The 13,403-nt window shown below is 42.4% G+C and carries 12 protein-coding genes; 7 read left to right on the top strand and 5 right to left on the bottom strand.

The genetic code is table 11. The features are described from left to right. Window positions 1–44: 44 nt before the first annotated feature. Entirely contained in the window at window positions 45–455 is a 411-nt protein-coding gene (locus AB4323_RS16520; RefSeq protein WP_017065034.1) for a hypothetical protein, read from the top strand. Window positions 456–459: 4 nt separating this feature from the next. On the opposite strand, the gene AB4323_RS16515 is transcribed toward AB4323_RS16520, so the two are convergent. Both AB4323_RS16515 and AB4323_RS16510 read right to left on the bottom strand, forming a co-directional pair. Further along, a complete protein-coding gene (locus tag AB4323_RS16515) occupies window positions 460–1,350 on the bottom strand; it encodes a LysR family transcriptional regulator (protein ID WP_017065035.1) in 891 nt (296 codons plus the stop codon). Between the two features lie 585 nt (window positions 1,351–1,935). Further along, a complete protein-coding gene (locus AB4323_RS16510; protein WP_017066873.1) occupies window positions 1,936–2,847 on the bottom strand; it encodes a LysR family transcriptional regulator in 912 nt (303 codons plus the stop codon). A gap of 112 nt (window positions 2,848–2,959) precedes the next feature. Between AB4323_RS16510 and AB4323_RS16505 the strand changes: the two genes are divergently transcribed. The 3 genes from AB4323_RS16505 to AB4323_RS16495 are packed head-to-tail and all read left to right on the top strand — an operon-like array spanning window position 2,960 to window position 5,503. After that, window positions 2,960–4,111, top strand: a complete 1,152-nt coding sequence (locus AB4323_RS16505; RefSeq protein WP_372152909.1) for an alanine racemase — start codon at window positions 2,960–2,962, stop codon at window positions 4,109–4,111. Between the two features lie 2 nt (window positions 4,112–4,113). Then, entirely contained in the window at window positions 4,114–5,037 is a 924-nt protein-coding gene (locus AB4323_RS16500; protein ID WP_017066871.1) for an ornithine cyclodeaminase family protein, read from the top strand. After that, on the top strand, window positions 5,030–5,503 hold the full coding sequence (locus tag AB4323_RS16495) for a GNAT family N-acetyltransferase (RefSeq protein ID WP_069597207.1): 474 nt from the start codon (window positions 5,030–5,032) through the stop codon (window positions 5,501–5,503). The genes AB4323_RS16500 and AB4323_RS16495 overlap by 8 nt, the downstream gene beginning before the upstream one ends. Before the next feature lie 475 nt (window positions 5,504–5,978). On the opposite strand, the gene AB4323_RS16490 is transcribed toward AB4323_RS16495, so the two are convergent. After that, complete coding sequence (locus AB4323_RS16490) at window positions 5,979–7,019, bottom strand: helix-turn-helix domain-containing protein (protein WP_372152907.1); 1,041 nt, start codon at window positions 7,017–7,019, stop codon at window positions 5,979–5,981. A gap of 188 nt (window positions 7,020–7,207) precedes the next feature. Here AB4323_RS16490 and AB4323_RS16485 point away from each other — a divergent pair, with 188 nt between their 5' ends. Together AB4323_RS16485 and AB4323_RS16480 are read left to right on the top strand one after the other, a co-directional pair. Next, window positions 7,208–7,543 (top strand): DUF805 domain-containing protein, encoded by a 336-nt coding sequence (locus tag AB4323_RS16485; RefSeq protein ID WP_065584845.1) that lies wholly within the window; start codon window positions 7,208–7,210, stop codon window positions 7,541–7,543. After that, window positions 7,540–8,067: a hypothetical protein gene (locus tag AB4323_RS16480; RefSeq protein ID WP_065584844.1), complete on the top strand. Its 528-nt coding sequence runs from the start codon at window positions 7,540–7,542 to the stop codon at window positions 8,065–8,067. The genes AB4323_RS16485 and AB4323_RS16480 overlap by 4 nt, the downstream gene beginning before the upstream one ends. A gap of 357 nt (window positions 8,068–8,424) precedes the next feature. On the opposite strand, the gene def is transcribed toward AB4323_RS16480, so the two are convergent. Both def and AB4323_RS16470 read right to left on the bottom strand, forming a co-directional pair. Further along, entirely contained in the window at window positions 8,425–8,928 is a 504-nt protein-coding gene (gene def / locus AB4323_RS16475) for a peptide deformylase (RefSeq protein ID WP_016785410.1), read from the bottom strand. A 287-nt stretch (window positions 8,929–9,215) separates the two neighbouring features. Then, window positions 9,216–11,063, bottom strand: a complete 1,848-nt coding sequence (locus AB4323_RS16470) for a M3 family metallopeptidase (RefSeq protein WP_372152905.1) — start codon at window positions 11,061–11,063, stop codon at window positions 9,216–9,218. Window positions 11,064–11,317: 254 nt separating this feature from the next. Between AB4323_RS16470 and AB4323_RS16465 the strand changes: the two genes are divergently transcribed. Continuing rightward, window positions 11,318–13,403 (top strand): Ig-like domain-containing protein (locus AB4323_RS16465; protein WP_372152903.1); only part of this gene is annotated, 2,086 nt, incomplete at its 3' end.

Below are 13,403 nucleotides of genomic sequence, written 5' to 3'. Positions count from 1 at the left end.
GTGCAGGATGTTTCCGGCACCTTATTTTTTCCACGGAGGTAAGAGTGCTACGTAAACGTTTCTATATTGAAGTGAGCCTGAAACAACTAATACTGCTGGTGATCCTTGTCCCGGTACTGTTTAGCTGCACCTTCGATAGCATGCGCGATATGGAACATGGTAATCAGTCGGCGATTTTAGCCGTTATTGGGCTCATGATGGCTGCTGGTATTATTGGCGTGTTTGAAGCGACATACCAGAAAACTCAGCTTGCTAATCAGATTCAGCGAATTCTGGTTCACTTCACTAAGCTACTTCTCTTTACTGGTATTTCTGAGCTTATGATCTTGGCGATAGCGGCTATTGGCACCACATCAACGGTATGGGACGATCCATTGCTATGGGCGCTATTACCTATTTACGCCTCCCTGTATATCTATGATTGGTGGGATGCGCTTATCGCAGCGTCTGACTAATTCGCTACTTGTATTGGTGTTTCTGGGGCAGAAGATGGTAGTGTTTAAAGGCTTTAATTACCATACTCCCACTTTCAGAAAGGGTTAGTCCGTTGCGCCAACACAGCTCAACTTTTCGGTCAATGCCAGAGAGTTCGAAGTCGCATTTGAGAGCAACCAGTAGGCCGTTTTCGATTTGCGTGCTAACACACTCCTCTGGTAAAAACGCAAATCCCTTATTGTGTTTGAGCATAGCTATGAGGGGATCGATATCTGAGAACACACAGTAACACGGGCTAAAACCATCGTTGTCTTCGCTACTTACTTCACCCCATACTAACTCGCGGTATTCACTCAAGTCCTTACTGGTAACGTGAGATAACTGAGCCAGTGGATGGTCAGGACTACAGACTAGAATTTCTCTATAGTACCCTAGACGGCAATAATCGAAATGTTTGTGATGAATAGTTTCCGACTCATGGGTAATTATGACATCTACATGACCATCGCCTAAGTCTTGCTCCAGTTGGGTTCTTTCATCGCGATAGACCTCAACACTCAAATGGGGTAAATCTAAAACAGAGGCTAGAGGTTGCGTAAACACAATGTCAGGGATGTAGTTTTCAATCCCTATGGTCAGTACAGTCGGCTCATTTTGCATAAGCATTTCAGCACCTTGGACAAACTTATCAAGGTGGCTCAGTGTATGAGTAAGATGGGGAAGTAAACGTTCCCCGTCTTTACTCAAAGTGGTTTTATTTCCTGTTCGGTCAAAGAAGTTAACCCCCAGATCGATTTCCAGATCAGAAATCCATTGACTAACCTGAGATTGCTTTTTACCCAGTTTACGTGCCGCGGCAGAAATCGATCCAGTTTCTACGGCTAATAACAGTGCTTTTAGATGAAGTGTGTTCATAGACCAATACTTAGAGTTGATGGTGCTTTGACTAATTCCAGTATGTATTAAATGCGTGACTCATTTCTTGAGATCTCAGCTCAGCCAAATTACACAATAAGTCCTTGTTCTTTATCAATTAAGACATATGTAGAATTAATAATTCTACTCGAAGATAAAAAAATATTAATAGAAAATTCTCCGCGCCCACCTATCTTGAATTACTATGCTCAGCGCGTAGCACCCGAAAAACAAGCCCTATTCGAAGAAAGCATACCGTTCTAACCCAAAAAAGAATGTATTAAAGACATATATGAAAAAAGATAAAGTAAATCACCAATAACATTTTTAAACTAAGCAAACACTCTAAATTGTTTTGGGGCAGAAGTGCTTCATAGTGAATTTTGCAACAGGCTGTTGCAAAATTGGGGTTGGAGTTTGTCCAGCAGCCTGTTGGACATTCGATGAAGCAGGCAATTTACTAATTGTGCAGCAGCTTGTTGCACAAATAAATCTCATGTTGGTTTCATGCGCACTAAACACGTCTTGGGGCAAAGGTGTGTTTGCCATGATCGGCGCTAGCACACCTCTGATAACAACATACTATCAACTTAACCACGGCGCTTTTTGGCATTGATCTTTTAATAGAGATAAAAAGCCAGTGACTCGCGCTGACCTCTCATGCGCAGCAGAACTCACGAGGGCAACAATATCGGCATTTGGAAGCTCATAATTTGGCAATAATCGCACTAATTTACCACTATCAATCTGTGATTGAATATCCCATTCAGATCGCATGATAATCCCTAAGTCTCTTAAGGCCCAGTCTTTAATCACTCTGCCCTCATTACTTGCAAGTGAAGGACGAATTCGAACATTTTCTATGGATCCTGAGACTGTATGAGTAAAGCTCCACAACGTGACATCTTCATTATTTTCTCTCAACGCAATACATTGATGCTTCTTAAGATCTTGCGGAGTTTCAGGCTGTCCATAACGTGATAAATACTCGGGCGAAGCGCAAACAAAGCGCTTGTTTGGGGCTAAACTCACCATCTTAAGGCTGGAATCCGTCAGGTGACCAATGTAGATGATAATGTCCCATTTATGATGGTTGGCCCAGTTTGGCTTATCTGATAACTCTAGCTCCACCTCTAGGCGAGGATGAGCTTTTTTATACTCACCTAATAAAGGGGCTATCACATCGTTGCCAAAGCCAAGGGGCGCCAATACTCTTAGACAACCACTGACATCCCCTCTGCTTTCATTGAGTTTATCGGTGAGCTCGTCCAAATCTTCAAGGATCGAAATACCAGTATCAACTAAAACGCGCCCTTCTTCTGTTAAGCTAACCACGCGCGAAGGCCGTTGAAGTAACTTAAGCGATAGCTTCTTTTCGATATGTTGAATACGCTGAGTGACTGATGGTGGCGTTATATTGAGCGTACGAGCCGCATCTGCCAATGTTCTATGGTTAGAAACTACCACAAGAAATCGAATATCTTCTGTCGTCAACATTAACTTCCAACCTAATGTATAAGTAGATTTTTGTTAATATAATTCAACTTCTTCCTACTTCATAATCATTTCATCAATAGTTAACTTCACTTTGCAAGTTTAGGTAAATGAAATGATTAAGCATACGGAACACCCTGATTTAGAAAAAAAATACAATGCCATCGGCACACCATTTCTCTATTTGGATAAACAAAAATTTTTGAGCAACCTTGCTCAAATGCGCAGCCATATGTCGAAACTAGGCACACCACTAAGGCCCCACTTTAAGACCGTAAAATCGTTAGATGCGCTTCCGTACTTAATTGACTCTATAGAGGATCCAATCACTGTATCCACCCTTGAAGAAGCAGAACAGCTTACCAGTTATGGTTGTAAAGACATTCTCTATGCTGTTGGCATATCAAAAGAAAAGCTATTGCGAGTCGAACTGCTACTGAAACGTGGTATGAGTATTGTGGTTTTACTTGATAGCATGGAACAAGTCGATTTCGTTAACGCCTACTGTCAAGAACGTGGGTGTGTTATTAGCTGCCTGATAGAGATTGATTGCGACGGACACCGAGGTGGAGTAAGTGCAGATTCCGAAGCCCTGATTGCAATGGCTAAGAGCTTAGGTAAGGGTTTGGGCAATTTTAAAGGGGTGATGCTCCACGCAGGTGAGTCTTACCACTGTAAGTCTCGAGAAGCGTTAAACCAATCCGCCAGTAATGAAGTAGCGACTGCACAACTTGCGGCGAAACGCCTCGAGTCGGTTGGGATTTACTGCGAAATAGTCAGCGTGGGTTCTACCCCGACGGCATGCTCATACACAAACACAAGTGGAATCACAGAAGTCAGAGCTGGCGTCTATTCATTGTTTGACTTAGTGATGCATCGGCTTGGAGTATGTACTTTAAACGATATCGCAATCTCAGTAGTAAGTAGTGTTATTGGACACAACAAATCGAGGGGGCAAATATTTGTTGATGCTGGATGGATGGCTCTTTCTTTAGATAAAGGTCATGACGAACAATGTTATGGCGTGGTTCTCCAACCGAATGGCCAAGAGAGTCAAATACTGAAAGTAGTGCAGGTAAATCAAGAGCACGGCATACTCGAAGCGGCTTCTGGAAGCGAGATCGACTTCGAATGTTTTCCCATTGGTTCTAGAGTACACATCGTCCCAAATCATGCATGCTCTACAAGCGCGATGCACAGTAAATACTATGTCTTTGACTTGGTCGAGGGTCAAATTGAGCAATGGCAACGTGTTTCAGGGTGGTAAACATGATTTATCTAGATGAAAAAACGACAGCAGCGTTAATTTCTCACGAGCTGGCATACAAAGCGGTCAAAGCGGCATTTTCTTCAGTACAAGATCAGCACTCATCAATATTTCCGGTCGTTAACGCATCAGGCCCGATCGAAGGCTCAATGTTTTCACTCAAATCAGCATGCACAAATCAATTACTTGGTTGGAAAATGGGAAGCTATTGGCCTTGCAATAATCAGTTTGGGCGACCGAACCATGGTACTCATATCTTTCTTCTTTCACCGGATACGGGGGAAATGAAAGCCATTTTGTCAGCAAGTTTGGTCAATGCCTACCGAACTGCAGCAGCTGATGCCATCGCTGTTGATCTACTGGCGAGACAAGATTCATCTGTACTCGCGTTATTTGGCACAGGTCATCAAGCTAAATACGAAGCGCTTGCCATTTCAAAAGTTAGGAATCTATCTAAAGTCCTGATTGTTGGTAGAAATCAGACTAACGCCAACCAACTAGCGAAAGAGCTAAGCAAAGAAGGGTTAACAACAGACATCAAATCCGCTCAAGAAGCCTGTGAAAGCGCAGATATTATTGTTACCGTTACAGCGTCCACCGCTCCTTTGTTTGAATCTTCATGGGTAAAACCTGGAACTCATATTTCTGCAATGGGAGCAGATAAAATAGGAAAACAGGAACTTCCACCATCGCTATTTGAGAACGCCACCCTCTATTGTGATTATTTATCTCAGTCCAAAACGATTGGTGAGTTCCAGCATGCGCCAGATAAAGAGATCTATCAGATCGGTGACAAGCTTCAATTAAAAGAAAGGAACAAAAACGACATTACTATTTTTGATAGCTCAGGAATTGCCTATCAAGATCTTTATATTGCGCAAATAGTTTTAGATAAATACCTATCCAAGGGAGATGACCATGAATAACGTTAGCTTTTTAAAAATAAACGGTAACACCATCGATGACATTATCGACCTCTCTGTGGAAGAGTCCCAAAAACATCTCATTGCTAATAACGCAGAATGGCTTGCAGAGGCGAGTTTCAACGACGATAGCGTCAGTTACGGCATTTATTTAGACGACAAGCCAGCAGGGCTCATCTCTCTTATCGATCCAAGACTACTCGACAAGTTCGATGATCACTTTCAAAAGGATCATTTGTACGTGTGGCGCGTCATGATTGACCATCGTTTCCAAGGAAAAGGATTGGGGAGTCAAGCGATTAACTTCAGTAAGAAATACGCTTCCATTACCGGTTTAAAAGGCGTCTCCCTGACCACGATGGATAAAGAAAAAGGCAATGCGCTCTCTATTTATCAAAAGCTTGGTTTTATACCAACGGGCAGAAGACTTGATGATGAAATTGAATTAATTTTTGGCTTAAAGGAATGAGTGGATAAACAAGTCAGATGGTGTGTCTGGGGCGGCTATTTGGCCGCCTCATTTTATACTTCAACTGTAAAGGTATTGAAGAGTTCATTCAAAAACGCTGACCCCTCGTGCACTCTCACCTCCCCCCGGTCACAGAGTAACCAACAATCAAATTGACTCTTATTCAGTCTCCGTAACCTTTAAAGATCTTGAATCGCTTCGATGAGCTTTTTGACTGGAGTATGGTCTGACTCTATCCTATTGTCCATACTATCTAAATATGCTGACTACCTAGAGTGAAGAAAGAAAATGTGTCGGGCCTTTTCCTAACCATTAGTTTATGTATTGTAAAAATAGATTGCCGATGTAGTTCACTCATCGAAGTGAACACACAATGGGGCATTTCCAAGTTAGCGAACCTGCTAATTTAGCAAATTATGAATTACTTCATGTACGGCAAAGTTGGCTCTTAGATATTCAATATTAATAGTGAATCTTACTTAGACTGTTGAGCTTTACTTTTACGGTATTCACTTGGGGTCATTCCCACGACTCTTGAAAACTCACGATTAAAGTTAGACTTGGTCTGAAAACCAGAATTCATGAATATTTGCGTAATAGTATCTTGTGACAAATCCAAGGAGTGCTTGGCATGTTCTATGCGATACCCATTTATGATCTTAGAAATATTCTTTTCGTGTACCTGATTAACTGCAATTGAAATTTGTTTTGCTGGTATGCCTAACTTTCGTGTCAGTTTTGAAAGGGTTAGCTCAGGGTCTAAGTAAAGTCTGTCTTGTCGGATTTTGGAGTCTAACAGAGAAGTGATCTCGTGAGCCCTCTCACTGGTCATTACCTGGGAACTGCTTGTCTCGTCATTGTGACTGATTTGTTTAGATTTTAACTCATCTGAAACAGGCGTATTAATACCCACGACAACTACAGCTATCGATAACACGGGTAGAAGAGTCAAATGTGCCGCAGTAATGATGTACAGTGAAAATCCACCTTGATTAAAAGTAAAATCTAACGACATGAGCGTGTCTACACACGCTGAAAATATCAGCACCCATCCCGCAATATTCTCCGCTTTCTTTACTCCTTCCCAATTCCCTAACGAGACATTAATCAGTGCTGTTTCTCTTGACGAAAAGCGAATTAGTGCCACTCCATAGCAAGCGTAAATTAAAGTAAGTAGTACATCTAATGGAAGTGCCAACCAAAGTTGAGATACAGCGCTAATTACGACGAATAATGGCGCAACAAAATGCTTAATAGGCAAGGTGCCTAAATCACGATTGGCATGTGCAAACGCATACCACGCAGCAACAGGAATTATGGAGGCCAGAATAGGTTGCGCGATGCTGAAAATGCTAAATCCAAATGTCCAGCGTAAACCAACCATTGCGGTCGTCAAAGCACATAATCCTAAAAACATGCTAGCGACTTTACCCTGCTGGGAAAGCTTGGCATAAAGTGATATCGCTAGTAGTCCAAGTAACATGGAAACAACGAACGGGACGGGTATCGCAAGCATAGCAAGTCCTAGATGGATAAATGAGTTCTCACTTTCAGTGAATATCAAGGATAACTCTATGAAATACAATTGAAAACGCAATATAGACCAAAACAGGTTTAAGAACGACCTAAAACCTGTTTTGAGACGTACACACCACTTGTTCCGAGGCAAAATATCACCATCAGTCAAATATTGAGGTGGCATTTATGAAATACTATTTTTTAGCTTGGAAGCGAAGTTTAGACTTTTCTGGTTGTTCGTCCCGTAAAGAATGTTGGATGTTTCTTTTAGTACACACATTAGTAGCGATGGGATGCATTGCGGCAGATATTGCTATGAATATGACAACATGGTTCGACACGATTTATAGCGTTGTAAGTTTCATCCCTATGCTTTCAGTAATTGTTCGTAGACTGCACGATATCAACAAATCAAGTTATTGGGTACTGGTCTTTTTCATACCGATAGTAGGACCGTTTTGGTTAATATCTTTGTTAGCTCAATCGACCAATACTAACTTCGACGTGGAGGCTTCAGCATGAAAAAAGTAGCCATTCTACATCTGTTTTTATCGGTCTTTGTTTCAACATCTAGCTGGGCCGAAACTATATCTCCCACAGGTGGTTTTGGAACTCTGTCTGTCGACAACATGACTCAAGGACAACTCCTTTGGCTTAACGGTCGAATAGGAGATGCAATCTACTCATTTACTCTTCAAGATGGAAAGGAGTGCACTTTAAAGGTACCAGTTGCTGTCGGTCGTATCTCTGAGCCAGATTTTGGTATCAGTGAAACTGAAGGTCTAGCCATCGTCGTTATGAGCCAACGCCTCAATGACGCTCTTCTTCAAGGAAAGCGAATAAATAGTGAAGAATGGCGTTTCACCACTAAAGCGTATGATGAAAATATCGACGGGTTGATTATCAATGGAATTAGCTTTGAGGAGGGCTTCGTTTTAAACTCGAAGCGAAAATGGATTTCTTGGTTTCTAAGAGATGAGCAAAACGTTGTTTGTCATTCATCTAAATCGAGTGACTTAATAGGAGAGCCTTTCGCGAGTCAATGAAGGAAATGGGGTCATTGCCACACATTATTTTTTGTAAATCAAAACTAGCTAATTATCTGTGACGTGTTTGGAAGCGTAACAAACTTCGGGGCAGCTCTGAGTTAGTCACGATGGCTAACTCGCGTGATCACCAAGCGATTCTGTCATACCGTAATTATCAACCAATAAATGTCTAATGGCCTAGCCAATAGTGGTTGGCTGCGGATAGACCACAATAAGAGACCTTCTATATGTGTTTGTCGTAAGCAATGTTTAATGACCGAAATGACAAAGCGAAGCAGATAACTTTGTTGTTCGAAAAGCATTGGCTACTCACGCAGCCAACAGGATGTAATAACCTATATTGATAGACGGAAGTTAAGAGTGCGCTTTAACGTACTTTTTAACCTTTTTCATAGCCATTTGACGCTTAAGTGGTGAAAGATAGTCAATAAACAAGTTACCCGACAAATGATCTATTTCGTGCTGCATTACGATAGCTAGAAACTCATCACTTTCGATGGTCATTGGTTTACCTTCGCGATCTAAAGCAGACACAACAACTGAAGTAAAACGCTCTACGTCGGCATAATAGTCAGGAACTGATAAACAACCTTCTTGGCCCAATGTTTTATCCGAGCCGCTAACCACTTCAGGATTAACCAAAACTAATGGTTCATCTCGACTTTCGGAAAGGTCAATAATAACAACGGCCTCTTTACGACCAACTTGAGTTGAAGCCAAACCAATACCATTGTCAGTCGCATATAACGTTTCCAACATGTCGTCTATTAATGTTTGTACCGTGGAGAGATCTTGCACCTTTTCCGCTTTGACCTTAAGCCTTGGATCTGGTGCAGTCAGAATTTCTAAAACTGCCATATTTTCCTTCTATTCTTGGAAGCTCATAACGCTTTCTATACGTCGACTGTCCGTATTTTATGGGCCAATAATGCCTTCTTTCTTTTTAACCTTCAACAATACCAACAGATATGACGGGGTAAATAGCCTTTGCATATAACTTGGACAACACATTGCTTCAGATAACCTTTCGTAGGGGAAAGCTCATGAACAGGTTGTAAATGAGTAAAAGGTCTAGATTACAATGGGGCAAAAATGAGTTATGTCACTACTCATTTTTGCCTTTTTCATTAGCATTAAAACTCAATCTATCGACCGTATTGCTCAATAATAAAGTGCTCAAAATCATCACACATTTGGTCATTCGACTTTGCATTATTCGCTAATTCAGTTGCTCCATCAACGATCGATACCTTCGCATTCAAATCCGCGACTGGTGCACGTTCTCTTGTCGACAGCTGTTTGATTTTTTGCTCCTCAATCGCCCAAGCTTCTTCTGGCAATAAGTTGCACTCGTCAGCGAGGTATTTTGCATTAAAACCTTCCCCAGTCAGGCTTTCGATTGTCCCATTATGATTCACGCTATTGCCTTGGTGCCAATAGTGCTTAGCTAACAAAGGGCCGATTTTTGGGTTGTCCGTTAAGTAGCCAAACTTATCGGTGAAATATGCACGAGTTTGATACACCGCCATATGAGCCAGCAGGTAACCTTGATACGCGCAAGACGCTTCATCCGACAACAGATGCGGGATCGCCATTAATGGGCGAGGGCTACAAGCTAATCCAAGAATCGTTTTCTCACTGCTACGAGCAAGAGCGGTGATCTTTTCAGGTGTCAGATCTTCATCCGCCAATTCGTAAAGTGCTCGCTCGAAATACGGAACCACTAAAATGCTGCGTTCTTGATAGGCTCTGAAGGGTTGTTTGTTATCGATGATTGCTTTGATTAACTCGTCAGGTACTGCTTGGCCATCTGCATTAAGCGCGTATTGTTTGAGCCAATCGGCGTCATTCAACAAGCTGTCGCAGAACATGGATTGAGTTTCGGCATAAGCCATCGAGGTTGGTGCAAATTCTTGAGAGAAACAAGGCGCGTTCATCTTAACGTTGGCGAAATGCGCTGCGTGGCCGCCCTCGTGAAATAGCGTGTTAATCCCATCATAGCCACTGCCTATTTGATCGGGCTTAGCGTTGCTAGTGAAATTAACTTGGGCCGCAACCCAAGCATCTTGGTCATAGAAAGAAGGGATAGGGCCATGGCAGAAGCCATTAGGGTACTTACCTTTACGATCAAGCAGATCCAATTTTAATGTCGCTTGAGAGTATTCGATGTTGAGGCGACCAAAAGATTCAATCCAGCGTCGAAGTGACTTTGAGAACGGAACATAAGGATCAAGATCATTCATAACGTCACCTGCAAAAGAGTAGGTAAAGTTATGGGCTTGAAGTGCATTCTCGCCTTTCTGCTCTGCCAAATTGGCTAGGCTTTGCTGATGGCTATCACGCGTGCGTGCTTCGAAGTCATCCAGAATCGTAAACAGTTGTTCTGTCGTCATCTGTTCGGTTTTTACCACCGAGTAATCAAAGAAGGTTTTAAACCCCAGTGATTGAGCAAATTGGTTACGTTTTTTGATCAGCTCAATAAAGCCGTTAGCCAGCAGCCATTGCTCTAAATCTAATAATGCTTGATGTGCAGAAAGCCTAACTTGTTCATTACCATTACTTCTAACGGCTGAACCTAAAACGGGCAGTGACCCTTCTGTTTCATCACCAGTTTCATTTACGTAAGTCATCACATGATTTTGTTTTTTCTCAAACAGTTCAGCCTCAAACTTTATGAGATCGGCTTTAAGCTTCTGTGACTGCTCAGACTCAATAGCATGAGATCTAAAGGTCGCTAACCAACCATTCAAGCCTGTCAGTGTACTCTCTTTTTCGAGGGGATCTTGAATTTCATCGATAACAGCGAGTTGCGTTTCGATAGCAGTAATCTGTTCGGCAGAGCTAAGAAATTCCGTCCACTGAGTCTGCGCGAGTGTCGAACCATCGTGGTCGTCACTGATCCCCATATATGTATCCCAAAAGAAGTCTTCTTTCGCTTTATGAGTCGCAAGATACTTTTGATTCAATTGGTTGAGATAGTTCGTTGCAGTCATGACATTCCTTGAAAATTAACCAGTAATTTCAACATTATGACACATTCATTGAATGTATTTTGTGATGATAGATATAACTGAATGCAAGTCACAGCCTATCGGTTTACTTTACAGCGTATTAGTGATAATTAATTAACTGTTAATGGTTTGTTGTTTGCTAGTATTAATTTGAAATAGTTCGCTGATTTCTCCAGCCTTTTATTGAGTAAATGGATGTACTCAAGGTCAGCGCTTTTGTAAGGAAGAGGTTTAGGATGGATCCTATTTTATATATCGAAGTTGGTGGTGTTGTTTGGCAAGTCTTCCCTGATGGTACTTGGCTTCAATTACCTGCTACGCAGCCAAAAGTTGAAGGCGTGCAAGTCGTCAGCATTGAACCTCAGAATTTACAAGAGGCTCAGCCCTTAACTGAGCCGCAAATAGCCGCTGTTGAGCAACAGTTGGAAGAGGTGGTCTCCCAACTCGTTAACAATATTGAAAGTGCACCTCAACAACAGAACTCTGCCAACGAACAGCCCAGCTCCAGCGCTTCTTTTATTGCTTATGTCCGCTCCACATTAGACGAAACACTCGCAGACGCGGGCTTTGATACTCGACCGACAGAATATGAAGAAGAAGACACCACTTCAAACGATGGCAACCTAGATGCGCTGTTACCTAGCGCAATATTAACCGTCGATATATTAGATGGCGGTGACGGTTACGAAAACCAGTTCGAAGTACCAGGTGTCACGATTACGGGCACGGCTGTGGATGTTCGAGACGGGCGTACTGTTGTTCTGACCATCACCGATGTTAATGGCAACACAGTCACCACTTCCGCAATCACAAATGACGAAGCTTATGTCGTCGACGGCGTCGATCTTTCTTCGCTCGCGGAAGGTGACCTTAAGGTCGATGCGATTATTGCAGATGACTTTGGTAATAGCATTACAGCCAACGATTCCACAATCAAAGACACCCTAGCCACAATCGATGTCGATTTTGATGGCTTTGGTGACGAGTTTTACAACAAGTTTGAAGTCGAGAGTGGTGCCTTATTAGGTACTGTCGAAAATGTAGAAGATGGTCAAACTATCTCCATCACGATTACGGATAGTAAAGGCCTGTCTGTGAGTTACTCAACAGTCGTTTCTGGAAATAGCTGGACGCTCGAAAACCAAGACTATTCCAATTTCGCCGAAGGTGAACTCACTGTTGTTGCAAGCACCATTGATATTGCCGGAAACCCTACTTCAGCGACAGACACCATAGTAAAAGACACGCTCGATCGAATCCTTGTCAGGTTCGATGGGTTTGGCGACAACTATTACAATCAAAATGAAGTGAGTAAAGGCGCTCTTATTGGTGTCACTTTTAATATCGAAGATGGCCAAGCAATAAACATTACAATTACTGACAGTAATGGCTTGTCTATTGATTATACCTCAGTGGTATCTGGCAACCTATGGAGTTTGAAAGACCAAGATTATTCTGGTTTTGCTGAGGGTGAGCTGACCGTTGTCGCGAGCATAACAGATGTAGCGGGTAATACGATTTCGTCCACAGATACCATCCTTAAAGATACTTTGGTGAACATTGGTGTTGATTTTTCGGCTTCTGATGATGAGTTTTATAATCAATCAGAGGTCTCGAATGGGGCATTGGTTGGCACCGTGGCAAATGTGGAAGATGGTCAAACTATTTCAATTACTATTACGGATAGCCAAGGAAAATCCCTTGATTATTCAACGACGGTATCCGGTGGTAATTGGACTCTAACCGGACAAGACTACTCTGCTTTTGCTGAAGGTGAGCTAACGGTTGAAGCAAGCGTTACGGACGTTGCGGGCAATACAGCAACATCTAGCGATACCATCGTCAAAGATACACTAGTTAGTATTGGCGTCGATTTCTCTGCATCGGATGATGAGTATTACAACTCAGCAGAAGTGAGCAATGGCGCATTGGTTGGAACGGTACTAAATGTTGAAGATGGGCAAACCATTTTCATTACTATTACGGATAGTGCTGGCACCTCGGTTGATTATTCCACGGTTGTGTCTGGTGGTACTTGGACTCTCACTGGTCAAGATTATTCAGCCTTTGCGGAAGGTACGCTAACGGTAGAAGCAAGCGTTACGGACGTTGCAGGCAATACCGCCACTTCTAGCGATACCATCGTCAAAGATACGTTGGCGGACATCAGTGTGGATTTTGATGGTTTTGGTGATGAGTATTACAACTCTGCCGAGGTCAGTAATGGCGCATTAGTTGGCACGGTGACCAATGTTGAAGATGGCCAAGAAGCTTCAATCACTATCACTGATGTTGATGGTAAATCAGAAAATTATACCGCGA

The sequence above is a fragment of the Vibrio sp. 10N.261.52.C11 genome, assembly GCF_041471405.1.
Taxonomy (GTDB): Bacteria; Pseudomonadota; Gammaproteobacteria; order Enterobacterales; family Vibrionaceae; genus Vibrio; species Vibrio crassostreae_C.
The sequence above is the reverse complement of the archived record's forward strand: the minus strand, read 5'-3'. Positions and strand labels throughout refer to the sequence as shown.

Excerpts from the sequence above, each read along its gene's own strand:
- AB4323_RS16515 (WP_017065035.1), bottom strand. The coding sequence starts at position 1,350 with ATGAACACACTTCATCTAAAAGCACTGTTATTAGCCGTAGAAACTGGA.
- AB4323_RS16510 (WP_017066873.1), bottom strand. The coding sequence starts at position 2,847 with ATGTTGACGACAGAAGATATTCGATTTCTTGTGGTAGTTTCTAACCAT.
- AB4323_RS16505 (WP_372152909.1), top strand. The coding sequence starts at position 2,960 with ATGATTAAGCATACGGAACACCCTGATTTAGAAAAAAAATACAATGCC.
- AB4323_RS16500 (WP_017066871.1), top strand. The coding sequence starts at position 4,114 with ATGATTTATCTAGATGAAAAAACGACAGCAGCGTTAATTTCTCACGAG.
- AB4323_RS16495 (WP_069597207.1), top strand. The coding sequence starts at position 5,030 with ATGAATAACGTTAGCTTTTTAAAAATAAACGGTAACACCATCGATGAC.
- AB4323_RS16490 (WP_372152907.1), bottom strand. The coding sequence starts at position 7,019 with ATGCTTGCGATACCCGTCCCGTTCGTTGTTTCCATGTTACTTGGACTA.
- AB4323_RS16485 (WP_065584845.1), top strand. The coding sequence starts at position 7,208 with ATGAAATACTATTTTTTAGCTTGGAAGCGAAGTTTAGACTTTTCTGGT.
- AB4323_RS16480 (WP_065584844.1), top strand. The coding sequence starts at position 7,540 with ATGAAAAAAGTAGCCATTCTACATCTGTTTTTATCGGTCTTTGTTTCA.
- def (WP_016785410.1), bottom strand. The coding sequence starts at position 8,928 with ATGGCAGTTTTAGAAATTCTGACTGCACCAGATCCAAGGCTTAAGGTC.
- AB4323_RS16470 (WP_372152905.1), bottom strand. The coding sequence starts at position 11,063 with ATGACTGCAACGAACTATCTCAACCAATTGAATCAAAAGTATCTTGCG.